Raw genomic sequence first — 23,517 nt, forward strand, 5'->3', positions numbered from 1 at the left:
GGGCCCCGGGGGGGGGGCGCGGGCCCCGGCCCCCCCCACAACCCACGACGGGGCGGCTCTCCCCCCCAACCCGCGGCGCCGGCGCCCCCGGGCCGCCGCCCCCCTCGGCTCTGGACAGTTCCCGGAGCGCGGCAACAGACAACAAAGCAGCAGCCCAAGCTTTTGATTGTCCCGGCCGCCGGCGCGGGAAACTGTCCAGAGGCGGGGGGAGAGGGGCCGTCGGGACCGATGGCGCCATGGATGGCGCCATCGAGCACCATGGAGGGGATTTTGCGTGTCCTGCCCCGCATGGCCCCTCGCCTCAACGCCATGACACAGAGGCGCCGCACGCGGGAAAAAATGGAACCACGGACCCGCCGGTTACAATGGCGGTTGTTGATTCATTTTGAGGTACTTGCTGATGTCTTCCGCTCCCGCTTGCCCGCAGTGCACCCTGGAAAACACCTATGCCGATGGCGCGCTGTGGATCTGCGCCGACTGCGGTTTCGAGTGGACCGCCGAGGAGGGCACCGGCACCTCCCTCGTCGTGCGTGACAGCAACGGCAACACCCTGCAGGCCGGCGACACGGTCACCGTCATCAAGGACCTGAAGGTCAAGGGCTCGTCCATCCCGCTCAAGCAGGGCACCGTCATCCGCAACATCCGCCTGGTCGAGGACGATGCCGAACACATCGAAGGCAACTCCGACAAGATCAAGGGCCTGGTGCTGAAGACCTGCTTCCTCAAGAAGGCCTGAGCCGCGCTCAGCGTCGCGCCTGCTGCGTGCGCAGGCGCGACAGGCCATCCAGCTTGGCCTGGTAGCGCTGCTGGTTGACGCTGCCACCCAGCGAACGTGCCCGCGTCAGTTCGCGATCGGCACGGGCCAACTGGCCCGAGAGGAAATACGCGCGCGCCAGCCCGAAATGGAACTGGTGCGCGTTGTCGTACAGCTGCACCGCGCGCCGGTAATAGCGGATCGCCGTGGCCAGGTCACCGTTGCGCTCTGCGGCAGCACCGGCCATGTACTGCGCGAACGGATCGTCGCGCTGCACCGCCTTCAAACGCTGCTCCAGCGCCTGCGCCTGCGTCACCAGGCCCAGGCGGCGATAGAGCACGCTGGCATTGATCAGCGCCGAATCCTCGCGGCCATCCAGGCGCAGCGCATTCTCCAGTGCGGCGCGCGCGCCCGCGAGATCACCGTCGCGGCTGTCGAGGACGCCGAGGTTGTTCCAGGTCGGCGCGAAATCCGGTGCACGCGCCAGTGCCGCAGTGAAGAACGCGCGCGCCCCCACCTTGTCGCCCGCGGTCATGCGCTCGGCGCCGCGGTTGTTGTAGAAGTGCGCCAGTGCGCGGTCCAGCGAGATCGGGTGCGGGCCGCGGCGGTCGTAGAGGATGTTGCGGTCGAGGTCGACGGTCCCGCCGCGCCCATCCACCATGATCCCCACGTTGACGTGCCCCACGCTGTAGACCACGCCCTGTTCCTGGTCCTGGTACCAGGACACCACGCGATCCACCTCCTGCACGCGCGCCTGGATGCCGGCTTCGCGCGCCAGCGTGGCGAACAGCAGGGTGAACGCCAGGCAGTTGGCCTGGCGCTTCTGCCAGATTTCCGTGAGCGTGTAGGTCGCCGTCGGGTCGTACTGCAGGTCCAGCGCCTGCGCACCGAAGATCATTTCGGCCAGCGCCTGCAGGCGCTGCTCGCGCGAGCTGTGGCGGGCGATCACACGCGTCTGCAGCATCTGCCGCAGCGGTGCGGGAATGGCCAGCACCTGCTCCGGTGTCGGCACGCTGGCCACCGCAACCGGTGCGGCCGGCGCCACCTGGGGGGCGGGTGGTGGAGGATCCTGGGCCAGGGCGGCTGACGCGCCCACGGCAGCCAGCAAAGGCGCAAGGCAACAAGCGGCAAGACGGCGCATGGCAGTTTCCTGCGGCGGCGGGTAGGCCCGCCTGCCCGCAGTGTAGACCCGCGCGGGTGGGCGGGCATCAACCATTTGTCGGCCGTCCGCGTTCATCCACATGCGGTGTGGACCAGCCCGCGGCAAAGCTGTGGACAACCCCTTGCCAGCCTTGCCAGGCGGGCGATGTGAGCGGTTGGTGAAAAATTGTCCAGCTTGCCCGCGGCGCCTGTGGGCGGGATGATCCCTGTATGGACTTCGCCCCGATCCCGCTTGCACCGGCGCAGTGGCAGACGCTGCAGGATGCCTACGCCACGCCGCCGCGCGCCTACCACCACTTCGGCCACGTGCGCGCGGTGCTGCAGCACTGCCAGGACGTCGCGGCCGGGCCGGGCTGGCAGCAGCCCGCCGAGGTGTATCTGGCGGTGCTGTACCACGACGCCATCTACCAGGCAGGGCGCAAGGACAACGAAGCGCGCTCGGCCGAGCTGGCGCGCAGGGCCATCGCGCATGCGCCGGAGCTGTCGGGCATCGATGCAGCGCGGGTGGAGCAGCTGATCCTGCTGACCGCGCGCCACGGCGAACTGGGACCGGACGACGTCGATCCCGAAGCGGCCCTGTTCCTGGATTGCGACATGGCCATCCTGGCGGCGCCCGAAGCGGTGTTCGCCGCCTACGACCGCGGCGTGGCCGAGGAGTACCAGGGCGTGGTGCCGGGCTTCCTGTATCGTGCCGGCCGCCGTCGCTTCCTGCAGGGCCTGCTGCGCGCGCCACGCATCTTCCTCAGCGACTTCTTCCACCAGCGCCTGGATGCGGCGGCGCGCGCCAACCTGCAGCGGCAGCTGGACGCCTGAGCGGGACCGTTACACTGGGCGCCTGTCTGCAACGCCGTGCTTGCCCGTGACCAACCCCGTGTCTGTGCCTGATCCCGATCCGCGTCCGCTACCGCCGGAAGAGCCCGGCCCCAACGAGTGCTGCGGCAGCGGCTGCCCGCTGTGCGTGCTCGACCTGTATTCCGACGAGCTGCAGCGCTACCGCAAGGCGCTGGCCGAATGGAAGGCGCGGCATCCGCAGGAGGCATCATGACGCGCGCGCGGCCGGCGGCATTGCTGGCCATGGTCGCGTTGCTGCTGTTCATCGCCACGGCGCTGTGGACCCAGTTCGCGCGCACCGACCTGGACTGGGTGCAGACCACCCTGAGCATCTACCTGCACGGCCCCTGGGGGCTGGCCCTGCGCAGTGCCTATTGCCTGCTGGCGCTGGCCATCGCCGTGCTCGGCATCGCGCTGTACCGGCACAGCACGGGGCCGCGCCGCAGTGCCGCCGCACCGCTGCTGTTCACGGTGGCCGCGCTCGGCCTGGCCACCGTGTCCATCGGCGACAGCTGGCTGCCCGAGGCGACGCCACTGCTGGCGCCGCTGGTGCATGGCGTGGCTGCGAACACCGCCTTCCTGTGCGCCAGTGTCGGCATGCTGCTGCAGGCGTGGTACCTGCGCCGCGAGCCGGGCTGGCAGCGCAGTGCGGCCCTGCTGTGGGGCTGGGCGTGGCTGGCCTTCGCATTGTTGTGGCTGCACGTGCTGTGGCGGGCGGGCCCGCCGCGTGGGCTGGGCCAGAAAACGGTGATCGTGGTGATCGTCGGCTGGCTGCTGTGGCTGGCGGTGGCGATGTACCGGCGGGGTAGCCGCAGCGCGTCCCGCTGAGCCGCCAACGGCCTGCACGGGTACGTGCCGTGCACGCGGTGGCGGCGTATCGTGTGCGCATTCCACCGGGGATGCGATATGAAGCGTGCAGGGCTGGGCAGGGCAATGGGTGTGGTGCTGGCGCTGGCCGCGTTGCCGGCCATGGCGGCGGCGAACGTGCAGCAGTTCAGCCACGGGCGCTTCGACCAGATACCGGTGCACATGCCGGCGGGAACCCCGCAGCGGGTGGTGATCTGGTTCCATGAGCCGACCGCCGGTGGCGATACCAGCCGCCTGCCGATCGAGGCCCTGCGTGCCGATGGCGCTCTCGTTGCCGCCGTGGACATCAGCCACCTGCGTGGCGTGCTGAAGCGTGAAGGCAATCCGACCTGTTCGTTCGGTACCGGCGACGTCGAGAATTTCTCGCGCTGGCTGCAGGCCTCGCTGCACCTGCCGGGTTATCACCTGCCACTGGTTGGCGGTGATGGCGAGGGTGCGGAGATGGCCTACACGCTGGCTGCGCAGGCCGATACGCAGGTCTTTGCCGGCCTGCTGACCACCGGCTTCTGCCCTGGCCACAGCCACGAGCGCATGGTCTGCGGCGATGGCGTGAAGCACAACCGGCTGCAGCCGGCCGAACTGAATTTCCCGTGGCTGAGCGCGGCTGGCGGCAACGCCTGCCAGGCCGGCCAGGCCAGCCCGTTCGTGCAGCAGGTGGCAATGGCGCGTGAGTTCAAGCGCACCGCGCGCGGCGATGCCTCGCCCGGCCTGGTGGCTGCGGCACGGGTGGTGGGCGCGCAGGCCGGCGTAAGCCTGGCACCGCCGCCGGATGCGTTGAAGGGATTGCCGGTGGTGGAAGTGCCGGCCACCGGCAACGGTGACACCCTGGCCATCTTCGTGTCGGGCGACGGCGGTTGGGCCGGCCTGGACAAGAACGTTGCCGCCTCGCTGAGCGAGCATGGCGTGGCCGTGGTCGGCATCGATTCACTGCGTTATTTCTGGAGCGAGCGCACGCCCAAGGGCTTTGCCGCCGACCTGCAGAAGATCATCGCCCACTACCGGCAGCAGTGGCACCGCGACAAGGTGATGCTGGTCGGCTTCTCGCAGGGCGCCGACGTGCTGCCGGCCACCATCAACCAGCTTGATGCAGGCACCCGCGAGAGTGTGGAGCGCATCGCCCTGCTGTCGGTGGGGCGCAAGGCCGATTTCGAATTCCACGTCAGCAACTGGCTGGGCGGTGGTGGCGATGGCCTGCCGATCGCACCGGAAGTGGCCCGGCTGCCGGCGGGCAAGACGCTGTGCGTGTACGGCGAAAAGGATGAGGATGCGCTGTGCCCGGATCTGCCCGCCGGCGAGGCGGTGCAGAAGGTGAAGCTGCCGGGCGACCATCACTTCAATGGTGATTACGACCGTCTGGCGGAAGTGATCCTCAAGGGCGGCGCGTAAACCGCACCCACAGGTAGCGCCGGGCTATGCCCGGCGGAAAGCGTGCGAACCAACGGTTCGCACCCACCAGGGGCAGCACCCCGGATCACCCGTGGCGCGGGTCCAGCGAAATCAACCGCGTGGCATCCAGCAGCGCCGCCGGCAGGTGCATGCCGCCGGGTGCGGCGAGGTAGCGCGGGCGCCACTGCGGGGCGAACTTCGACTTGAACCGGCGCAGGCCGCTGAAGCCGTAGAAACGTTCGCCATGCCGCGCCAGCAACCCGGCCAAGCGGTTCCAGCGGCCCGCCAGACGATGCTGGGCCAACCCGGACAGCGGCGCCATGCCCAGCGAGAAACGCGCATACCCCTGCGCGCGGCCCCACAGGAACAGCTCGATGAACAGGAAATCCATCGTGCCCTTCGGTGCCTCGTTGACGTGGCGCATCAGGTCCACCGACAGCTCGGCACCGGCCGGTGCCTGCCAGAGATTGGCGAAGGCCACGATCTCACCCTCGGCCTCGACCAGCGCCACCGGGAAGCGCACCAGGTACTGCGGGTCGAAGCTGCCCAGCGAGAAGCCCTTTTCGTCACCGGCCTTGTCGTCCAGCCAGGCGTTGGAAATGGCGTGCAGGCGCGGCAGCAGCTCGGGAAGTTCTTCCACCGGCGCCACGCGGAACGACAGGCCGCCGCGCTTGCCGCGGTTCCAGGCCTGGCGCAGGTCGGCGCGCTCGCGGCCTTCCAGGCCGAAATCGTGCAGCGGCACGATGGCTTCCTCGCCCAGCTTGACCAGGCCCAGGCCGAGATCCAGATAGGTCTGCCAGTAGGCCTCGCCCACCTGATAGAACACCGGGCGCAGGCCGAGTCGGTCGGCCTCCTCGCGGAAGCGCCAGATCAGCGCACGGGCGACCTCGGGCGGGCCGACCGGATCGCCCATCGCAATCAGCGAGCCGCCATAGCGCTGCATCATCACGAAGCCCTGTTTCGCCTCGTCGCGCAGTACCGCCTTGTCGGCGGTCAGCACCAGGCAGGCCTGGGTATCGGTGGCGTTGGCCAGTACCGGCGCCAGCGCCTGCAGGGTGGCATCGTCGGCGGCCGGCAGCGGCGTGCGCGTGCTGTGCAGCAGGCGCGCCAGGCCGAACATCACCAGCGCGATGGCCACCACCAGCAGCGCGCGCAGCGCACGCGGCGCATTGCCCGACACCGCGAACTGCCACCACAGCTCGTTCTGGTATTCGACATGGCTGTAGGTGAAGAACAGCAGCCAGGTGACCGCGACCAGCACCAGGCCCAGGTTGCGCAGCCACGGCCACGACCAGGCTTCATCCAGCAGCGCACCCTGGCGGTAGAACTCGCGGCGCGCGGCCCACAGCGCCATCGCCACCAGCAGCGCGGACACGGCGATGAGCGGCTGGCCGCCGCGCAGCCACAGCGGCAGCGGCGTGATCACGCACACCGCCATCGCCAGCATCCACGCCGCATGGCTGCGCCGGGCCAGGCCCTGGCCGATCAGCAGCAGCGCGACGCCGCCGAGGCTGCCGATCAGGTGCGAGGTTTCCAGGATCGGCAGCGAGGCGTTGAGCAGATGGCGGCGTGGTGTCGGCAGCGTGCCATCGATGACCAGCGCGGCGCCGATGCTGAAGGCGGCCAGGGCGATGATCTGCGGCAGCCACGGGCGCAGCGCATGCCAGCCGGCACGGGTGGCACCGGCGCTGGCCTGCAGCGGTTGGCGCAGCGCCGGGGCGAGGGCGAGCAGGGTGGCCAGCAGCAGCGGCAGCACGTAGTAGGTGACGCGATAGATGAGAGCGGCCGCCAGCACTGCGGCCGGGGTGACCTGCGGCAGCAGTTTCAGCAGGCTCCACTCGAACACGCCCAGGCCGGCCGGGACCGTGGACACCAGGCCGGCCAGCACAGCCACCAGGTACAGGCCGACGAAGCCGGGCAGGCCGGTGGGCGTCGAGTCGGGCAGCAGCACGTAGAACGCGGCGCTGGCCAGCACCAGCTCGATCACGCTGAGCACGGTGACGCCGAGCATGGTGCGGCGATCCGGCAGCCACAGGCCATGGCCGAAGATGCGGAACTGGCGCCCGTTGCGGCCGACCAGCAGCACGGTGGTGGCGTAGGCGAGCAGGGCGAGGATGCCGACCACGCGCACTGCGGCCGGGTCCAGCGGCAGGGCCAGCGCGGCGGCGGCCGGTTCCATGCACAGCGCCACACCGATCAGCAGCCAGGCACCGAAGACGAAGCCCAGCGTGCTCATCAGCACCACCTGGCCGATCTGCGCCAGGTCGAGTCCGGCGCTGCGGTAGCCGCGCAGACGCACCGCGCCGCCGGTCAGTGCCGCAAAGCCCACCGTCTGCCCCAGGGTGTGGGCGAGGAAGGCGGTGATGCCCACGCGCGCCGGATGCACGCGGATACCGCTGCGGCGCAGACCGATGGCATCGAAGCCGATCAGGCAGGCGTAGCTGGCCAGGCCCAGCAGCACGGTCAGCGCGATCTGCGTGCCGGTCAGCTGGTGGAAGGCTTCGCGGATGGCACGGTAGCCGTGCTCGTCGAACTCGTTGGCAAGCCCGTGCAGGGCCAGCGACAGGATCAGCAGCGGGACGACGATGGTCAGGACCCGCTTCCATGCCGGGGTGTGCGAAGCGGTGGTGGGGTCGTTGGCTGGGGTCATCGGCGCAAGAATGCGACAGCAGGGGGAAGAGGGGTGTCAACGTGAACGTGGCGCATCGTGCGCCTGTCGGTGGCGTTTGACCAGCACCGGCACTGTGCGGCGATTGGCGGCAATGAATGTGCGTGCGGGAGGCCACATTTCACCGCCCGGCTGGGTGAGAATGGGGTTCAGTCCACCCCGCAGGAGCCACGCCCATGATGGAGCGTTACGACGTCGGACCGCGCATGTCCGAGATGACCGTGCACAACAAGGTCGCCTACCTTTCCGGCCAGATTCCGGAAGACACCAGCCAGGACATCACCGGGCAGACCCGGCAGGTGCTGGCGGAGATCGACAAGCTGCTGGCGCTGGTCGCCAGTGATCGCCAGCACGTGCTGCGCGCGGAAGTGTTCCTGGCCGACATCGCCGATTTCGACGGCATGAACAAGGCGTGGGATGAGTGGGTGGTCGAAGGTGCGACCCCGGCGCGTGCGACGTTCGAAGCGAAGCTGGCGCATGCCGAGTGGAAGGTCGAGATCGTGATCACGGCGGCCGTGCCGTAATCCGGGATTGCGTGAAGCGGGGTCGGATCCCTCTCCGAAGGAGAGGGCTCTGACCCCGTTGTCGTTACTGCAGGCCGATCCTGCTGGTGGCGTGTTCCGACAGCGCGATGCAGGCCTGCATCAGGCCATCCATGACGTGGTCGCCGACGTATTCGGCGGCGTCGTCATGATGCCGGCTGCGTTCGGCGGCCAGCATGATTTCCTGCACCACGCGCAGGCCGACCAGGGTGCGGTCTGCGTCGGTCAGGCCGAGATGGCCGCCGGGCAGCAGGTAGCCTTCCGGCCACGGGAATCCATCGACGGCGGCAGCCGCGCTGATCTTCCGCAGCAGGGCCATCATCCTGTCGGGATGGCGCTCGATCTCGTCCGCTGCATCGGTGATGTCGCAGGTGCAGTCGTCGGTAAGGTCCGAAGGGGTCATGGCACAGCTCCGTTCAGGTCAATCGGTAGCCGCCACGGCACGGTGGCGGGCGGAACGTGGCTTGAAAACCGGCCAGCCGCTTGGGGTGGCCCGTCACAGGACGTTTGCGGAAGTCTGGCATGCGGTTGAAAGAGGCCGCAGTGGGCTGGCGCATGTGCCGCGAGCAGTGGGGCAATCTGCGATGTGCGTCCTGTTCCGTGTGGGCGCGCGGCGTGCAGGACGCGGTGATTGCGACGAATGTCTGGTGAAGTGGGGTCAGAGCCCTTTCCGCTGGAAAGGGATCCGACCCCGCTACAGCTGCACCAGGTCGATGCAGTCCACCGGGCACGGCGGGATGCACAGCTCGCAGCCGGTGCAGAGGTCGGCAATCACCGTGTGCATGTACTTGGCGCCGCCCACGATGGCATCCACCGGGCAGGCCTGGATGCACTTGGTGCAGCCGATGCAGTCGGCTTCGACGATCAGTGCGATCTGCGGCGCCTTGTGCTCGCCGCGCGTGCGGTCGAAGGGCACGGCGGGCACATCCAATACCTGCGCCAGTGCGCGTGCACCGGCATCGCCACCGGGAGGGCAGCGGTCCACACCCGCTTCGCCGCGCGCCATCGCCTGCGCATACGGGCGGCAGCCGTCGTAGCCGCATTGCCCGCATTGGGTCTGCGGCAGCAGGCGGTCGAGGCGTTCGGTCAGGGGCGGAATCAGGCTCATGCGTGGCGAAGGCTGCGCGTTGGAATCACTTCAGGGGTCTGCCGCGGTACCAGCGCTCGTGGGCGAGGGCCAGCATCGGGCGGTCTTCGTAGCTGTCGCCGTAGGCGTGGATGCGCAGGTAGCGCGACAGGTCAAACTGGCGGCGGATGTGCTCGACCTTGCGCGGGCCGCAGTCGCCACCCGCGTAGCGCCCGGTCAGGCGGCCATCCTGGCTTTCCAGCCGGTTGCAGATCAGCTGCAGGCCCTGCTGTTCGCACCACGGCCGCAGGTACAGGTCCAGCGAACCGGACACGATCACCACGGTGTGCTGCTGTTCCTTGTGCCAGCGGATCTGCTCCAGCATCTCCGGGCGTACCACTTCGGGCAGCACCTCGCGGGCAAAACCTGCCGCGAGCGTTGCGATGTCATCGGCGTGGCGTTCGCTGAAGGTGAGGCGGGTGACGCGGGCGCGGATGCGCTCGGCGGAAATGATGCGCAGGCGGTAGGCCAGCAGCCACGGACCGACCTTCCACCACGCGCGCGCCAGTTGTTCCGGCGTGGCCACGCGGCGCAGGAAGCGGCCATAGGTATCGCAGGTGGTGACGGTGTGGTCGAAATCGAACAGCGCCAGTTCCATCCTGCTCACTCCCATGGCGGTGCCTTCCGGGGCGGTCTGCGTGGAGGGCGCGGCGAGAGCCGCGCCCGCAGGGCATCAGCGGACCGGCATGCCCGGCTGCGCGCCGCTGTCGGCATCCAGCAGCGCCAGCGCGCCGCCGTCGAAGCCGGCCGACAGGATCATGCCTTCGCTCAGGCCGAAGCGCATCTTGCGCGGGGCCAGGTTGGCGATGAACACCACGCTGCGGCCGACCAGTGCTTCCGGTTCGCCGTAGCTGCCGCGGATGCCGGAGAAGATCTGGCGCTTGCCCAGCTCGCCGGCGTCCAGTTCGAAGCGCAGCAGCTTGTCCGAACCTTCCACGAACTCGCACACCAGCACCTTGCCGATGCGCAGGTCGAGCTTGGCGAAATCATCGATGCCGATATAGGCCGGTGCGTCGGCGCTCTTCGCTTCGTCCTTGGCCGTGGCAGCCGGCTTCACGGCTTCGGTCTTGGCGGCGGGGGCGGCAGCGACAGCAGCGGCCGGCTGCAGGGTGTCCTTGGATGCGTCGATCATGGCGTCAATCTTCTTCGGGTCGATACGGGTGAACAGCGGGGTGTACTCAGCAATGCGGTGGCCCAGCAGCGGCTGTGCCAGTTCGGTCCAGTCGTTCACCGGCGCGGCCAGGAAGGTCTCGGCCTGCGTAGCGGTGGCCGGCAGCACCGGCTTCAGGGCGGTGACCAGCACGCGGAACAGGTTCAGACCCTGGCTGCACACCGCCTGCAGCTGCGCGTCGGCGCCTTCCTGCTTGGCGATGACCCACGGCTTGACCTCGTCGATGTAACGGTTGGCTTCGTCGGCCAGGGTCATGGTCAGGCGGATGGCGGCAGCCGGGTCGTTGCGCTCGTAGGCTTCACGGATCGGCGCCAGGCCGTCGACGAAGCGCTCGTACTGCGCGGCGTCAGGCAGCTGCGCGGCCAGCAGGCCATCGAAGCGCTTGCTGATGAAGCCGGCGCAGCGGCTGGCCAGGTTGACGAACTTGCCGACCAGATCGGCGTTCACGCGCGCCACGAAGTCGCCCAGATTCAGGTCGAGGTCGTCGACGCCGCCACTGGTCTTGGCCGCGTAGTAGTAACGCAGGGCTTCCGGCTCCAGGCCGGCGTCGAGGAAGGTGCGCGCCATCACGAAGGTGCCGCGCGACTTGCTCATCTTCGCGCCGTCAACCATCAGGTAGCCGTTGACGTGCAGGCGGGTCGGCGCGCGGTGGCCGGTACCGTTCAGCACCGCCGGCCAGAACAGGCCGTGGAAGTTGACGATGTCCTTGCCGATGAAGTGGTGCAGTTCGGTGCTGGTGCCTTCGCGCAGGTGCGATTCGAAGTCTTCGCCGAGCTTGCCGCACAGGGTCTGGAAGCTGGACAGGTAGCCGATCGGCGCGTCCAGCCAGACGTAGAAGTACTTGCCCGGCTGGCCGGGGATCTCGAAACCGAAGTACGGCGCATCGCGCGAGATGTCCCACGCGCGCAGGCCGCCGTCGGCGTCCAGCCATTCCATCAGCTTGGCCTTCACCCCGGGCAGGGCGACGTCGCCGGCCAGCCAGGTGCGCAGGAAGCCTTCGAAACGGCCGACCTCGAAGAAGAAGTGTTCCGAATCGCGGATTTCCGGCGTGGCGCCGGAGATCACCGACTTCGGATCCTTCAGGTCGGTCGGGTTGTAGGTGGCGCCGCAGACTTCGCAGTTGTCGCCGTACTGGTCGGCGCTGCCGCAGTTCGGGCAGATGCCCTTGATGTAGCGGTCGGGCAGGAACATGCCCTTGGCCGGGTCGTAGAACTGCGCCACCGAGCGACGGCTGATGTGGCCGGCCGCTTCCAGCTTCAGGTAGAACTGCTCGGTCAGCGCCTTGTTGGCCGCCGAGTTGGTCGAGTCGTAGTGGTCGAAGGCCACGCCGAAGGCGGCGAAATCGCGCTCATGGCCGGCCTGGATGTTGGCGATGAAGGCTTCCGGGGTGACCCCGGCCTTTTCCGCGGCCAGCATGATCGGCGTGCCGTGGGTGTCGTCGGCGCAGACGAACCAGGCCTTGCCGCCGCTCATTCGCCGCGCGCGCACCCAGATGTCAGCCTGGATGTAGCCGACCAGATGGCCCAGGTGCAGGGGGCCGTTGGCGTAGGGCAGGGCGGTGGTGACGAGCGCGGTACGGGTCATGGTCGCGGGGTGCAGCCGAGGGGAACCGCAGATTATCGCATGCCTGCAACGAGGTGACCCGGCCGGGGCCGGGTCACGGGGGTACGGCGCGGGTCGGGCGTGTTACTCGCGGACCCAGGTCTGGGTGCGGCAGATGAAGGCGATGCAGCCGGACACGTCCAGCTTACCGCCGCCCGGCTGCAGTTCCAGCTTGGACTTGTAGGTCTTGCCGTTGGCCGGGTCGAGGATGGTGCCGCCGGACCACTTGCTGTGGCTGCCCTTGTCCTGCGACAGGTTCCAGAGGATGGTCATGCCCTTCACCGGCTTGTTCTTGTTGGCGCCTTCGCAGCCGTCGCAGACCGGGTTGGGACCCTTGTCCGACTGCAGGATCTCGACCACCTTGCCGGACAACCCGCCGTTGGCGGCCTGGCTGATCTCGACGATCGACTTCACCTTGCCGGTCTTGTCGTCGATGGTCTTCCAGCGGCCGGCGGCGCTGTCGGCGGCCTGGGCCGACAGGGCGGCCAGGCACAGCGGCAGTGCCAGCAACAGGGTCTTGAAGGTCTTGCGCATGGTCCCCTCCCAGGGTTCATTCCGGCACGTTGCCGGTACAGGGCGACTGTATACCCATTCGGCGGGGTATGGGGAAGGGGGGGGCTTTGCAGGGCTTGCAGCCCTGCACCTGCTGGATGCAACGGCAACGGCCAAAGCAACAGCGGCATTCTGTGGGATGGCGGGGCACTGTGGGTGTGCGGGGACGCTGTAAACCCATCCATGGGCGCTTGGTCGCCGCATCCATGCGGCTCACACCCCGCAAACCCACAGTGCCCCGCCTTCGACAGTTTTCTGCGCGCTGTCGGAACGGCACGGGGTCGGATCCCGTTGCTGCGCAACGGGCTCTGACCCCTGGCGGGAAGTCTGGATGGGGTCGGAGCCCTTTCCGTGGGAAAGGGATCCGACCCCTGATCAGACGACTTCGTACAGCTCCAGCGGCAGGTCGTCGGGGTCGGCGAAGAAGGTGAAGCGGGCGCCGGTGTATTCGTCCACGCGGATCGGTTCGCAGGCGACGCCGTGGTCGGCCAGACGCTGGATGACCGGTTCCAGGGCGGCCACCCGGAAGGCCAGGTGGCGCAGGCCCTGGGCCTCGGGGCGGCTCGGGCGCGGCGGTGGGGCGGGGAAGGAGAACAGCTCCAGCTGGCCACCGTCGGGCAGGGCCAGGTCCAGCTTCCACGAATCGCGCGCGGCACGGTGGTTCTCGGCCAGCACGCGCAGGCCAAGGATGCGCACGTAGAAATCCTTCGAACGTGCGTAATCGCTGCAGATCACGGCGGCATGGTGGATGCCCAGCAGGCCGCCGGTCGCTGCGCCGGTCATGGCGTGGCCGGTGCCGCTGCGGCGGGCTGCTCAAGCCAGCGGTCGACCTTGCGCTCCAGCACGTCCAGCGGCATCGAGCCGTCCTTCAGCACTTCGGCATGGAAGCGGCGCAGGTCGAAGGCCGCGCCCTGGCGGGCCTTGGCCTTGTCACGCAGGGCGAGGATGCGGCTCAGGCCCGCCACGTTCGACAGTGCCTGGCCCGGCTGGGCCATGATCCGTTCGACTTCCGCGCTGGCATCGTCTTCGCTCATGTCCACGGTCTTCTCCAGGTAGTTCACCGCCTGCTGCTTGCTCCAGCCCTGCGCATGCACGCCGGTGTCGGCAACGACGCGGGCCGCGCGCAGCAGGCGCGAATACAGATAACCGATGCGGTCGTAGGGATCGCTGTAGACGCCCAGGTCGTCGCCCAGGGTTTCGGTATACAGGCCCCAGCCTTCGACGAAGGCAAGGTCGCCGCCCAGGCGGCGGAAGCGCGGCAGCTTGGCCAGTTCCTGCTGCAGGCCCAGCTGCACGTGGTGGCCGGGGATGGCTTCATGCAGGTACTGCACCGGCACGCTCCAGCGCTTGCGGCTGGGCAGGTCGCGGGTGTTGATGTAGAGCACGCCGGGTTGCCCCGGCTGGCCAGGCTGGTAGGCCGCAGCGGCAGCGGTCATCGCGCGCTCCGGCTCGACCGCACGCACTTCCAGGCGATCCTTCGGCAGGGTGTCCAGGATCTGCGGCAGGCGCGCATCCACCTGCTGCTGCAGCTGGCGGTAGCGGTTGAACAGTGCGTTGGCATCGCCGTACTGGAACTGGCGGTCGCTGCGCATGCTCTTCAGCAGCTTGGCCTGCGAACCGCGCAGCTTGTTGTCCTTCATCACCGTGGCGATCTGCGCGCCCAGTTCCTGCACGCGCTGCTCGCCCAGGGCATGCAGCTGGGCAGCGGTCTGGTCGCTGGCAGTGGTCTGCACGATCAGGTTGGCGTACCAGCCCTGGCCGTCGGGCAGGGCGCCCAGGCCGCTGCTGCTGCGGGTGGCCGGCAGGTATTCGGTGGCGATGAAGCCGCGCAGGGCGCGGTAGGACGGCAGGATGCGCAGCTCGATCATGCGCTTGTACTCGGCGCTGATGCGCGCTTTTTCCTCGGCGGGGATATCGCCCGGCATGGTCCTGATCGGCGACCAGAAGATGCTTTCCTCGGCGGTCGGGGTGATCACCGCGTCCAGCTGCGGCAGCACCTTTTCCATCAGGTCGCGCGGCTGCACCACGCCGGCCTTCATGCCCTGGCGCATGTTGTCGATGGCCTGGTTGAACAGGTCGGGGATGCCCAGCGAGCGGCGCGACCAGGTGTCGTAATCCTTGACCGTGTTGAACGGCTGCGCGCCGGCACCGGCGCCAAGGATCGCCATGATGCTGCCGATGTTGTAGTACTGGCTGATTGGCATCATCCAGCTCGGGTAGCGCTCGGCGGCCAGCGAGGCGCGCGCATCGCGCACGAAGATCTCGTAGCTGAGCAGGTCCTGGCCCTGCAGGCCGTCACTGCCGACCTTCTCGACCTTGCCCAGCCATTCGGTGGTGAAATCGTGCGACTGCTGGCGCCATGCGGCAGAGAGGATGTTGGGCAGCTGGTCGTTGTAGCGGGCGTCGCCCTGGAAGGTGGCCTGCAGCGGGTTCAACCGCATCGAGGCTTCCCAGTATTCGTCGTACAGGCGCTCCAGCTGCACCTGCTTGGGCACGGCGCGGGCCGGTGCGACCGGGCGCGCTGCGGCGCGGCGCGTGCTGCTGCCGCGGGCCGGGGTGGCACGTGCGGGCTTGGCCTTCGGCTTGGCGGCCTGCCGGGTCTGCGCGGCGGCGGGGCGGCTGGCCTTCTTCTTCGCTGCCTCTGCCGACGGCACGGCACTGAACAGGAACAACGCGGCGATGGCGGCGGCCAGGGCGCGGGTGGGATACGGCATCAGGAGCTTCCGTGGAACACAGACCGTGGAGCTTGCACGATCCGCGCGCGTACGGCCAGCGTGAAGGCGCAGTCAGCTTGCCGTCGCTGGGGCTTCAGTCAGCCGCGGCGGCGGCGCGCAGCTGCGCGGCGCGTTGTTCGCCCAGATAGCGGGTGATCGCGCGTCGCATCAGGTACAGCAACGGGATCAGGGCGATCGCAAAGCCCATCTTGTAGACGTAGTTGACGCTGCTGACGGCCAGGAACAGCGAGGTCGGCCATTTCTGCGGGCCCAGCACGAAGGCGATCCAGATCACCACGAAGCTGTCCACCAGCTGCGATACGGCGGTCGAGCCGGTGGCGCGCAGCCATACATGGCGCTCGCCGGTGGCCTGGCGGATGCGATGGAACACCGCCACGTCGATCAGCTGGCCGACCAGGAAGGCCACCAGCGAACCGGCGATGGTCCACATGCCCTGGCCGAACACCGCAGCGAACGCCGCCTGGTAATCGGGCACGCCGTGCGCATCCATCGAGGTGACCCACCAGCTGGCCGGGGCCAGCGAGATCGCCGCGAACGCGAACAGGAAGCCGTAGGCGATCAGCACCACCGCCAGCCACGAGATGAAGCGCACGCCGCGCTTGCCGAAGAACTCGTTGATGGTGTCGGTCATGATGAACACCACCGGCCACAGCAGCGTGCCGGCGGTGAAGCTCAGCGAGCCGGTCTGGCCGAACAGGTTCCAGTTCAGCGCATCGATGCCCAGCGTGTCTTCCAGTGCGAAGATCTTGACCCCGATCAGCTCGGCCAGCACTGCGTTGCCGCAGAAGAACGTGGCCAGGATGATGAACAGCAGGACCGTACGGTCCTGCAGGGGGCGCGCGTAGGGCGCGTCGCTGGGCGTGGTGCTCACTCGGGGCGTTCGCCGGCGCGGGTGAACGGCACGCTGGCCGGGGCCACGGCACCGCCGGAAATGATGAAGCTCATCGCCTGGTCCACCGTCCAGTCGGTCGGGGTGAGCAGTTCCACCGGCACGATTTCCAGGTAGCCCGAGGTCGGGTTGGGCGTGGTCGGCACGTACACCGCTGCCAGTTCGCGGTCGGTGCCCTGTTCCTTGATGACCCGGGTGACCAGGCCGACCGACTTCATGTCACGGTGCGGAAAATCGATGAGGACCACGCGCTGGGTGCTGCCCGGTTCGGTCTGCAGCATGTCCAGCAGCTTCTTGGCGCTGTCGTAGATGATGCTGGCCAGCGGGATGCGCTTGATGATCGCGCCGACCCAGCGCAGCAGGCGCTGGCCGACCACGCGACGGCTGGCTACGCCGACCGCCAGGATGACCAGCAGGGTGGCCAGCAGGGCGATGGTGCCCTGGATCCATTCGGCATGGACCCAGCCCAGGTAGTGCGGGAAGCTGGTCGCGATCTGCTCGGACAGCGGCACCACCAACGGGCTGGAAATACCCGACAGCAACACGAAGACAAACTTCACCACGACCCAGGTCAGCCAGATCGGCAGCAGGGTGAGCAGGCCGGTCAGGAACAGGCGTTGCAGGGAAGGACGGGGGACCAGGGCGGGGGCTTCGAGCGACATGTGCGCATTGTAGCGGCCGGCGGCGCTGGATTACGCTGGAACCCAGGGGCGGGAGCCAGACAGGGAAGGGATGCTGTGTTGAGGATTCTGCGCGGAGTGGGCTGGGCCTTGTTGGGGCTGCTGGTGCTGGCGGTGCTGCTGTGGACGATGTCGCGGTTCTGGCCGCTGCCGGCCGCCCAGCGTGAGCAGGTGCGGCTGCTGGAAGACGTCCGGCAGGCGCCGGGCAGGAACGGGTTCGCGCTGCTGTGGACGCTGCCCTTCGAGGGTCTGGACCCGGCCCAGCGCGAGGCTGCGCTGGCCGAGGATGCGCGGCGCTGGCAGGCGCGCTCCACGCCGGACGTCATCGATTCCGCGCTGGCGGCCACGCAACCGGCAGTGAAGGTCGACAACCAGGGCTATTGCAGGTCCAGCGGCGAAAGCTGCCTGGCCCGCGTGCGCGCCGATACCGCGCAGTTCCGTGCCGCCCACGCCGGGCATGAGGGCCTGCATGAACGCCTGGACGCGCTGGCCGATGCAGAGCGCTTCGACAGCCCGTTCCAGGCCGACGGTGCCACTGGACTGGTGCCGATGCCGCGCTACCAGACCCTGATGGATGGCAGCGGCGTACATGCGCTGGCCTTCGTGCAGGGCGACGTTCCTGCGGCGCTGGCCGGCAGCTGTCGTTCGGTGCAGCTTGGGCGGCGCCTGATGCACGGTGGCAATACCCTCATCGACAGCATGATCGGCGCCGCGATGGTGCGCGCCAACGTGCACCTGCTGGCGGAGATGCTGGCGGAACTGCCGCCGGACCAGGTGATGCCGGCGGCCTGCGAGAGCGCGTTGCAGCCGATGGACGCCGCCGAGCAGAGCCTGTGCCGGCCGATGCAGGGCGAGTTCGCGATGAGCCGGGCCGCCATTGATGCATCGCTGCAGCAGACCGGCACCGTGCTGATGCTGGATCGCGAACACACCCTGGGCCGCTTCGCCGCCAACTTCGGCTGGGCCTGTGGTCCGGGCTCGGAGGCGGCGCTGCAGGCCGACCGGCCGGTCGAGGTGGTTGCGGGCCCGGATTGGGATATGCGCTGCCTGGCCAATTTCGTGGGCTGCACGCTGAGTGATATCTCCGGCCCGGCCTACCAGGATTACGCCGCACGCAGCCAGGACGTGGCGGCCCTGCTGCGCCTGCTGGGCGCACAGCGCTGGCTTCGGCAGCAGCCGGAGGGCCCGCAGCAGGCCCTGCAGCGCCTGCCGGCGCAATGGCGCTCATCCACGCGTGTGCCGGTGCTGTCGGCCGATGGCTCGCGCCTGCAGGTGCCGCGTCGCGCGCGTGATGCAGGCGGCAAGGATGATGCGATGCTCTCGGTGCCGTTGTAGGTCAGGGGGACTGGAATGAGCGTTCTTTACCCGGCCATGGTGCCGACGGCGGCGGAAATCCATCTGGATGTGCTCGACTCATCCGGCGGGCCAGTGCGCACCGTGATGCCGAAGATCTGGCGTCCGCTGGCGATATCGCACCTTCAGGACCTTGCGTACGGTTTCGTCATCAATGACAGCACCATCGAATCGATATTGCCCGGTGAAACCGTGACCTGCACGGTGTCGTTCATCAATCACGAAGATGCACAGCACGTATTTCCGCGTGGAGAACCCATCCTGTTTGGTGATGGTGTCGTCACCAGGGGCGTGCTGAAACTGTTGTAGCGCCTGCGCAACGGGATGGGCCTGATCAGCCGGCAGCGCTGCCGCGCGCCTGCGGCTTCAGGCGCACGTAGACCTGCTTGCGCACGCGGGCGACGACTTCGCCGGAGGCATCGACCACGTCATTGCTGAACCAGCGCAGGACCTTTTCGCCGTTGGCGGCCTCGGCGCGCAGCTCATCGAGCAGCGCCTCGTCGATATGGAAGGCGGTGCGCACGGTGCCGCGCCCGGGCTTGAGGAAGTCGATGGCGCCAGCGCGGTCCCACACGTAGTAGTCGCGGCCGAGGGTATGCATCAGGCCGAGCATCCAGAACGGATCGGTCATCGCGAACAGGCTGCCGCCGAAATGGGTGCCGACGTAGTTGCGGTTCCAGGGGCGCATCCGCAGCTCGACCTCGATCTGCCGGTAGTCCGGGGTGATGCGGGTGACATGGATGCCGGTGAACAGGAACGGCGGCCACAGGTTGATACCGAGGCGGAACGTGCTGGCTTTCATGTGCGGACGGGGCGCGGGGGCGAAAACCCGAGTCTAACCATTCGCATGCGTATGTTGAACCCCGGCCCGCGTGCTCTACGGGTCGCCACTCATCGCATAGCCGTCGCGGCCATTGTCCTTGGCGCGGTACAGCGCGGCATCGGCGCCTTCGACAAAATGATGGGGGTGCAGGCTGCCGTCGGGCACGCGTGTGTACACGCCGATAGTGAGGGTGATGCCTGCGCCGCTGCCGTCGCCCGGGGGCGGCAATGCGCGCACGCTGGCGATCAGGTCTTCCACCACCAGGCGCGCGCCGTCGGCCGGCGTGTCCGGCAGCACCAGTGCGAACTCGTCGCCGCCATAGCGCGCGGCCATGTCGCGCGGGCGGCGCGCATGTGCGGCGATCAGCCGGGCTACGTCGCGCAGCACGCCGTCACCCACCTGGTGGCCGTGGCGGTCGTTGTGATGCTTGAAATGGTCCACGTCGATCAGGGCCAGGCTCAGCGGCTTGCCGCTGCGCCGCGCGGCATCGCATTCTTCCTGCAGGGCCTGTTCGAAACGCAGGCGGTTGCCCAGCCCGGTCAGCGCATCGCGGTTGGCCTGGCGGTGCCAGGCCGAGATGCGCCAGATGGCCCACACCAGCAGGATCAGCAGCACGCCGAGCTGGGCGCTGGCCGGTGCCCACCACAGGTTGCCCACGCGCAGCAGCAGCCAGGCCAGCACGGGGGCCAGCGGCAGCGAGCAGAGCGCGGCCAGCCATGGCAGGCGCAGGCCCAGCAGCATCACGCACAGTGCAGCCATCAACCCGGACAGCAGGTCCTGCACGGCGCGTGGCAGCACGTTGATCTGCTTGTCCTGCAGCAGCATCGAGGCGATGTTGGCCTGGTATTCGCTGCCGCTCATCCAGTACTCGCGGGTGGTCGGGGTCAGCAGGCGCGGTGCGATGCCGCTGGCGGTCATGCCGACCACGATGCGCCGGCCGCGCAGCAGCGACGCGTCAACCTGGCCATCGAGCACATCGGCGTAGGAAACCTGCGGCAGGCGCTCGGGTGGGCCGGCATAGCGCACGCGCACATAGTCGTCGCGACGCCACTGATAGGGCGAGTCGAGCCCGGGCTCGGGGTCGGCCAGGCCGTGCACGCGATTGGCCGGAATGCCGGCCAGGGCCATGCCCAGCGACGGCCAGTGCGCCTGGCCGATGCCGGCGCGCAGGTACACGCCGCGCGCCACGCCATCGCCATCGACCTCGACATCGCTGTGGCCGATCGCCGCGGCGCTGGCCGCGATCAACGGGATGGGCAGCAGCTCCTCGGCCAGGCGGTCGCCCGCCGCCGGCGCCGCCAACACGGGCAGTACCACCCGGCCATTGCGGCGGATGGCCGCGGCGAGCGCCGCATCCTGGCGCGCATCGTGCCGGTCCGGCTCGGACAGCATCAGGTCCAGCACCACCCGTTCGGCGCCGGCATCGGTCAGCCGGTCCAGCAGCCGTGCATGCACCGAGCGTGGCCACGGCCACTGGCCGATGCGCTGCAGGCTGTCTTCATCAATGGCGACGATCAGCACGCTGGGGTCGGGCCGGTACTCCCAGTCGCCCACCAGCAGGTCGTACGCCGCTTCATCCTGACGCCACAGGAACTGCCCGTGGCTGACCACGGCCGTGGCGATGCCGGCCAGCAGGGCCAGCAGGATGCGCCGCGACCAGGGCAGCGGCGAGCGCCTCACAGCAACAGCCACAGCAGCAGGGCGCCGCCGCCAGCGCCGTAGCACAGCCGGCACGGCAACGTGACCTGCTGGGCCGGTGAGAACGGGCCGGCGTGGCCGTCGTCGTCGATGTACTGCACGCGCACGTGCAGGGTGCCGCGCAACGGTCGCTTCAAGCTGACCTGCGGCTGCGCCAGCGTTTCATCCACCAGTGGTGCCTTGAAGTCACCGCGGCGGTCGACCTGCACGCGGTAGCGCTGGCCTTCGCTGCCGGCCTGCCAGCGCAGGGTCAGTTCGCCATGCGCAGCTTCGGGCGGCTGCAGGGCCGGGTCGACGGGTTCGTCGGTGAGCTGCAGCGGCAGTGCCTGGCCGAACGGGCCCTGGTGACCCTGACCATCGCGCGAGGCGACGCGCCAGAAGTACTGGCCGGGCGGCAACGGCGTGGCCAGGCGCAGGTCGGTGCCGGCGCTGGCCTGCTGCTGCAGCGGCTGCAGGAAACGAGGCTCGGCGGCGATCTGCAGCACGCTGCTGGCCGCGCCCGGGGCCTGGGTCCAGCGGAAGCGCGGCCGGTCACTGTTGACGGTCTGTCCGTGCAGGGGCGACACGGTCAGCGGCGGTGGCGGCTGGTCGCTGAGCAGGAAATCGGCGCTGGCATCCAGGCCTTCCACGCCCTGCGCATCGACCGCGCGCAGCAGCAGGCGCAGGGCGCCAGGCGGAAGGTCGTCGATGACCAGCGAGGTGTCGTTGGTGGTGGCCGCGAACAGCAGGATCTCCGGCGTGGCAGCCAGCACGACTTCAACGCGGTAGTGGTCGGCAGTGGCCACCGGCTCCCAGGCCAGGCGTGCCGGCAGTGGCGCCAGCGCGGTGGCATCGCTGCGCAGCCGTGGCGCGGGCAGCAGGGCGGAGGCGGCGTCGGGTGCGGTATCGGCGCTGGCGCTGCGGCTGGCCTGGCCTGGGCGTACCAGACGATGGCCATGCGGGTTGCCGACCTGCACGCGGCCTTCCAGCACTTCAGTGGCGCCGACCTGCGTGCCGTCGCCGGCACTGACCCGGAACACGGTGCCGCGCACGCTGCTGGTGGCGGCAGGGACATCGATGATGTAACGCGACGCCGGACCGCGGGCAGGGGTGACGCGGTTGCTGGCCCGGCCCTGTTGCAGGCGCATGCGGGTATCGACCATGCCGGTGCGGCCGTAACGGCTCAGCTGGTCCAGGCGCAGCCGCGAATGCTCGCGCAGCTGCAGGCGCGATGCATCAGCGAATTCGAGGGTGACGCTGGCATCGGCATCGGTCTGCACGGTGTCGCCGATGTGCAGCAGCTCGCCGGCGAGCAGGGCGCGGGTGGCGCTGCCATTGGCGGCCACCAGTTGCACGCCGCCACGCACGGCCAGCACGCGGGCCGGGGCCGGTTCGACCCGCAGCCAGCTGACCGGGAAGCGCAGCAGTCCGCCGGGTGGCAGGCGGTAGGGGTTGTCGATGCGGTTGTGCTGCTGCAGCTGCTGCCACGGCACGTCCGTCTTCAGGTACAGGCCGCCCAGGTCCCAGAGGGTATCGCCGGGGCGGACCCGGTAGTTCCAGTCCTGTGCGGCGGCGAGGCCGGGCAGCAGGAGCAGGGCGCACAGCAGTGCGGCGAAGCGGCGGACGAGGGAAGACGACGAACGGCCAACGGTCACGGAGTGCTGTCCCGGCTGAGCGGGGGCGCAGCTGCAAGACCCCATGGCCCCGACCTCATCCCCCCGAATGGATCGTAGCGGCCAAAAGGACGCTACCGGTCACATTATTGCCCGCGGTCAGTGCAGGATTTCTGAACGGAACGCGTCTTTATTCAGAACAGCAGCGAGGCCATCTTCCGGCGGTAGCGGCCAACCAGGTCCTCGTCGGTGATGACGTTGAAGGCATCGATCAGCACCTTGCGCGGCAGGCCTTCGGCGAAGCTGCGGTCGATCCTCAGCATCTCCAGGAACTGTTCCAGCGCGGTTTCGTCGTCGCCAGCGAGCAGCAGCTGCACGCCACGCAGGTGGCGGGCCTGCAGGTCCTTGCCGTCGGCGGCGATGCGCGCGTCCAGGGCTTCGGCCGAGGGCGCGTCCTTCAGCGCGGTGGCGAAGGCCAGGCGGGCACGGCCGCGCACCGCGCGGTCATCGGTGGCCAGGTTGGCGGGCAGGGCATCGATCAGGGTGCCGGCCTCGTCCACGCCGCCCACCTGCAGCAGGGCCAGGGCGAGGTCCAGCTTCAGTTCGTCCTTGTCCGGCTCGGCGGCGATCTGCGCACGCAGCACGTCCACCTGTGCCTGCGGGTCCAGCGGCGCTTCGTCCTCGCCCACGGTGTCGCCGATGTCGGCCGGCACGATGCCGTGCTGGGCCAGGAACTCACGCAGCTGGCCTTCGGGGATGGCACCGGGGAAGCCGTCGACCAGCTGGCCGCCCTTGACCAGGAACACGGTCGGCACCGAACGGATCTGGAAGGCGGCGGCGATCTGCTGTTCGGCGTCGACATCGACCTTGGCCAGCTCGAACGCGCCGTTGTACTCGGCCGCCAGCTTTTCCAGCATCGGGCCCAGGGTCTTGCACGGGCCGCACCAGGTGGCCCAGAAGTCCACCAGCACCGGCGTCTGCAGGGATTTCTGCAGCACCTCGGCCTCGAAGGTCGCGGTGGTGGCGTCGAATACGTGGGTCGTCGTCTCGGTCATGGGGGAAGTATCGCCTGGCAACTGGAGACCGA

At 68.9% G+C, this 23,517-nt stretch carries 23 protein-coding genes; 8 read left to right on the forward strand and 15 right to left on the reverse strand.

Annotated features, from left to right (window positions below; translation table 11 throughout):
• Window positions 1-400 precede the first annotated feature (400 nt).
• On the forward strand, window positions 401-736 hold the full coding sequence (locus ACVOK1_RS13260; RefSeq protein ID WP_164075360.1) for a zinc ribbon domain-containing protein YjdM: 336 nt from the start codon (window positions 401-403) through the stop codon (window positions 734-736).
• 7 nt (window positions 737-743) lie between these two features.
• Here ACVOK1_RS13260 and ACVOK1_RS13265 read toward each other — a convergent pair whose 3' ends face one another.
• A complete protein-coding gene (locus tag ACVOK1_RS13265) occupies window positions 744-1,895 on the reverse strand; it encodes a transglutaminase-like domain-containing protein (RefSeq protein WP_481562333.1) in 1,152 nt (383 codons plus the stop codon).
• 230 nt (window positions 1,896-2,125) lie between these two features.
• Between ACVOK1_RS13265 and ACVOK1_RS13270 the strand changes: the two genes are divergently transcribed.
• The 4 genes from ACVOK1_RS13270 (at window position 2,126) to ACVOK1_RS13285 (ending at window position 4,999) form a co-directional block, all read left to right on the forward strand.
• Window positions 2,126-2,728 (forward strand): HD domain-containing protein, encoded by a 603-nt coding sequence (locus tag ACVOK1_RS13270; protein ID WP_333629105.1) that lies wholly within the window; start codon window positions 2,126-2,128, stop codon window positions 2,726-2,728.
• 58 nt (window positions 2,729-2,786) lie between these two features.
• Entirely contained in the window at window positions 2,787-2,960 is a 174-nt protein-coding gene (locus tag ACVOK1_RS13275) for an oxidoreductase-like domain-containing protein (RefSeq protein WP_200753524.1), read from the forward strand.
• Complete coding sequence (locus tag ACVOK1_RS13280) at window positions 2,957-3,574, forward strand: DUF998 domain-containing protein (protein WP_108769555.1); 618 nt, start codon at window positions 2,957-2,959, stop codon at window positions 3,572-3,574. Before ACVOK1_RS13275 ends, ACVOK1_RS13280 begins: the two co-directional genes overlap by 4 nt.
• A gap of 78 nt (window positions 3,575-3,652) precedes the next feature.
• The gene (locus ACVOK1_RS13285; RefSeq protein WP_481562334.1) at window positions 3,653-4,999 is read left to right on the forward strand and encodes a virulence factor family protein; all 1,347 of its coding nucleotides are present in this window, start codon (window positions 3,653-3,655) and stop codon (window positions 4,997-4,999) included.
• An 85-nt stretch (window positions 5,000-5,084) separates the two neighbouring features.
• On the opposite strand, the gene mprF is transcribed toward ACVOK1_RS13285, so the two are convergent.
• The gene (gene mprF, locus ACVOK1_RS13290; RefSeq protein ID WP_481562335.1) at window positions 5,085-7,649 is read right to left on the reverse strand and encodes a bifunctional lysylphosphatidylglycerol flippase/synthetase MprF; all 2,565 of its coding nucleotides are present in this window, start codon (window positions 7,647-7,649) and stop codon (window positions 5,085-5,087) included.
• A 194-nt stretch (window positions 7,650-7,843) separates the two neighbouring features.
• Here mprF and ACVOK1_RS13295 point away from each other — a divergent pair, with 194 nt between their 5' ends.
• Complete coding sequence (locus tag ACVOK1_RS13295) at window positions 7,844-8,191, forward strand: RidA family protein (protein WP_108750666.1); 348 nt, start codon at window positions 7,844-7,846, stop codon at window positions 8,189-8,191.
• Window positions 8,192-8,255: 64 nt separating this feature from the next.
• Here ACVOK1_RS13295 and ACVOK1_RS13300 read toward each other — a convergent pair whose 3' ends face one another.
• The 9 genes from ACVOK1_RS13300 to ACVOK1_RS13340 form a co-directional block, all read right to left on the reverse strand.
• On the reverse strand, window positions 8,256-8,612 hold the full coding sequence (locus tag ACVOK1_RS13300) for a hypothetical protein (RefSeq protein WP_481562336.1): 357 nt from the start codon (window positions 8,610-8,612) through the stop codon (window positions 8,256-8,258).
• Between the two features lie 291 nt (window positions 8,613-8,903).
• Window positions 8,904-9,317, reverse strand: a complete 414-nt coding sequence (gene rnfB, locus ACVOK1_RS13305) for an Rnf electron transport complex subunit RnfB (protein WP_481562337.1) — start codon at window positions 9,315-9,317, stop codon at window positions 8,904-8,906.
• 25 nt (window positions 9,318-9,342) lie between these two features.
• A complete protein-coding gene (locus ACVOK1_RS13310) occupies window positions 9,343-9,933 on the reverse strand; it encodes an HAD family hydrolase (RefSeq protein ID WP_481562351.1) in 591 nt (196 codons plus the stop codon).
• Window positions 9,934-10,008: 75 nt separating this feature from the next.
• Window positions 10,009-12,090, reverse strand: a complete 2,082-nt coding sequence (gene metG, locus ACVOK1_RS13315; RefSeq protein ID WP_481562338.1) for a methionine--tRNA ligase — start codon at window positions 12,088-12,090, stop codon at window positions 10,009-10,011.
• Between the two features lie 102 nt (window positions 12,091-12,192).
• Window positions 12,193-12,642, reverse strand: a complete 450-nt coding sequence (locus tag ACVOK1_RS13320; RefSeq protein WP_079222704.1) for a DUF2147 domain-containing protein — start codon at window positions 12,640-12,642, stop codon at window positions 12,193-12,195.
• Between the two features lie 393 nt (window positions 12,643-13,035).
• Complete coding sequence (gloA2, locus tag ACVOK1_RS13325; protein ID WP_481562339.1) at window positions 13,036-13,443, reverse strand: SMU1112c/YaeR family gloxylase I-like metalloprotein; 408 nt, start codon at window positions 13,441-13,443, stop codon at window positions 13,036-13,038.
• Window positions 13,440-15,374, reverse strand: coding sequence for a DUF885 domain-containing protein (locus ACVOK1_RS13330; RefSeq protein ID WP_481562340.1), 1,935 nt, complete (start codon window positions 15,372-15,374; stop codon window positions 13,440-13,442). The genes gloA2 and ACVOK1_RS13330 overlap by 4 nt, the downstream gene beginning before the upstream one ends.
• A 94-nt stretch (window positions 15,375-15,468) precedes the next feature.
• Window positions 15,469-16,266, reverse strand: a complete 798-nt coding sequence (locus ACVOK1_RS13335) for a queuosine precursor transporter (RefSeq protein ID WP_481562341.1) — start codon at window positions 16,264-16,266, stop codon at window positions 15,469-15,471.
• Window positions 16,263-16,946, reverse strand: coding sequence for a DUF502 domain-containing protein (locus ACVOK1_RS13340; RefSeq protein WP_481562342.1), 684 nt, complete (start codon window positions 16,944-16,946; stop codon window positions 16,263-16,265). The genes ACVOK1_RS13335 and ACVOK1_RS13340 overlap by 4 nt, the downstream gene beginning before the upstream one ends.
• 75 nt (window positions 16,947-17,021) lie before the next feature.
• Here ACVOK1_RS13340 and ACVOK1_RS13345 point away from each other — a divergent pair, with 75 nt between their 5' ends.
• On the forward strand, window positions 17,022-18,299 hold the full coding sequence (locus ACVOK1_RS13345) for a hypothetical protein (protein ID WP_481562343.1): 1,278 nt from the start codon (window positions 17,022-17,024) through the stop codon (window positions 18,297-18,299).
• Window positions 18,300-18,314: 15 nt separating this feature from the next.
• Window positions 18,315-18,626 (forward strand): hypothetical protein, encoded by a 312-nt coding sequence (locus tag ACVOK1_RS13350; protein ID WP_481562344.1) that lies wholly within the window; start codon window positions 18,315-18,317, stop codon window positions 18,624-18,626.
• Between the two features lie 25 nt (window positions 18,627-18,651).
• On the opposite strand, the gene ACVOK1_RS13355 is transcribed toward ACVOK1_RS13350, so the two are convergent.
• From ACVOK1_RS13355 to trxA, 4 genes are all read right to left on the reverse strand, one after another.
• On the reverse strand, window positions 18,652-19,119 hold the full coding sequence (locus ACVOK1_RS13355; protein ID WP_481562345.1) for a DUF4442 domain-containing protein: 468 nt from the start codon (window positions 19,117-19,119) through the stop codon (window positions 18,652-18,654).
• Between the two features lie 75 nt (window positions 19,120-19,194).
• Window positions 19,195-20,820 (reverse strand): CHASE2 domain-containing protein, encoded by a 1,626-nt coding sequence (locus ACVOK1_RS13360; RefSeq protein ID WP_481562346.1) that lies wholly within the window; start codon window positions 20,818-20,820, stop codon window positions 19,195-19,197.
• Window positions 20,817-22,517 (reverse strand): FecR family protein, encoded by a 1,701-nt coding sequence (locus ACVOK1_RS13365; protein ID WP_481562347.1) that lies wholly within the window; start codon window positions 22,515-22,517, stop codon window positions 20,817-20,819. The genes ACVOK1_RS13360 and ACVOK1_RS13365 overlap by 4 nt, the downstream gene beginning before the upstream one ends.
• A gap of 107 nt (window positions 22,518-22,624) precedes the next feature.
• Window positions 22,625-23,485, reverse strand: a complete 861-nt coding sequence (gene trxA / locus ACVOK1_RS13370; protein WP_481562348.1) for a thioredoxin — start codon at window positions 23,483-23,485, stop codon at window positions 22,625-22,627.
• Between the last annotated feature and the right edge of the window lie 32 nt (window positions 23,486-23,517).

Source organism: Stenotrophomonas sp. STEN087 (genome assembly GCF_056759115.1).

What these genes read in the sequence shown, in the direction of transcription:
- ACVOK1_RS13260 (WP_164075360.1), top strand. Translation starts at nt 401, where the DNA reads ATGTCTTCCGCTCCCGCTTGCCCGCAGTGCACCCTGGAAAACACCTAT.
- ACVOK1_RS13265 (WP_481562333.1), bottom strand. Translation starts at nt 1,895, where the DNA reads ATGCGCCGTCTTGCCGCTTGTTGCCTTGCGCCTTTGCTGGCTGCCGTG.
- ACVOK1_RS13270 (WP_333629105.1), top strand. Translation starts at nt 2,126, where the DNA reads ATGGACTTCGCCCCGATCCCGCTTGCACCGGCGCAGTGGCAGACGCTG.
- ACVOK1_RS13280 (WP_108769555.1), top strand. Translation starts at nt 2,957, where the DNA reads ATGACGCGCGCGCGGCCGGCGGCATTGCTGGCCATGGTCGCGTTGCTG.
- ACVOK1_RS13285 (WP_481562334.1), top strand. Translation starts at nt 3,653, where the DNA reads ATGAAGCGTGCAGGGCTGGGCAGGGCAATGGGTGTGGTGCTGGCGCTG.
- mprF (WP_481562335.1), bottom strand. Translation starts at nt 7,649, where the DNA reads ATGACCCCAGCCAACGACCCCACCACCGCTTCGCACACCCCGGCATGG.
- ACVOK1_RS13295 (WP_108750666.1), top strand. Translation starts at nt 7,844, where the DNA reads ATGATGGAGCGTTACGACGTCGGACCGCGCATGTCCGAGATGACCGTG.
- ACVOK1_RS13300 (WP_481562336.1), bottom strand. Translation starts at nt 8,612, where the DNA reads ATGACCCCTTCGGACCTTACCGACGACTGCACCTGCGACATCACCGAT.
- rnfB (WP_481562337.1), bottom strand. Translation starts at nt 9,317, where the DNA reads ATGAGCCTGATTCCGCCCCTGACCGAACGCCTCGACCGCCTGCTGCCG.
- ACVOK1_RS13310 (WP_481562351.1), bottom strand. Translation starts at nt 9,933, where the DNA reads ATGGAACTGGCGCTGTTCGATTTCGACCACACCGTCACCACCTGCGAT.
- metG (WP_481562338.1), bottom strand. Translation starts at nt 12,090, where the DNA reads ATGACCCGTACCGCGCTCGTCACCACCGCCCTGCCCTACGCCAACGGC.
- ACVOK1_RS13320 (WP_079222704.1), bottom strand. Translation starts at nt 12,642, where the DNA reads ATGCGCAAGACCTTCAAGACCCTGTTGCTGGCACTGCCGCTGTGCCTG.
- gloA2 (WP_481562339.1), bottom strand. Translation starts at nt 13,443, where the DNA reads ATGACCGGCGCAGCGACCGGCGGCCTGCTGGGCATCCACCATGCCGCC.
- ACVOK1_RS13330 (WP_481562340.1), bottom strand. Translation starts at nt 15,374, where the DNA reads ATGCCGTATCCCACCCGCGCCCTGGCCGCCGCCATCGCCGCGTTGTTC.
- ACVOK1_RS13340 (WP_481562342.1), bottom strand. Translation starts at nt 16,946, where the DNA reads ATGTCGCTCGAAGCCCCCGCCCTGGTCCCCCGTCCTTCCCTGCAACGC.
- ACVOK1_RS13350 (WP_481562344.1), top strand. Translation starts at nt 18,315, where the DNA reads ATGAGCGTTCTTTACCCGGCCATGGTGCCGACGGCGGCGGAAATCCAT.
- ACVOK1_RS13355 (WP_481562345.1), bottom strand. Translation starts at nt 19,119, where the DNA reads ATGAAAGCCAGCACGTTCCGCCTCGGTATCAACCTGTGGCCGCCGTTC.
- ACVOK1_RS13365 (WP_481562347.1), bottom strand. Translation starts at nt 22,517, where the DNA reads ATGGGGTCTTGCAGCTGCGCCCCCGCTCAGCCGGGACAGCACTCCGTG.
- trxA (WP_481562348.1), bottom strand. Translation starts at nt 23,485, where the DNA reads ATGACCGAGACGACGACCCACGTATTCGACGCCACCACCGCGACCTTC.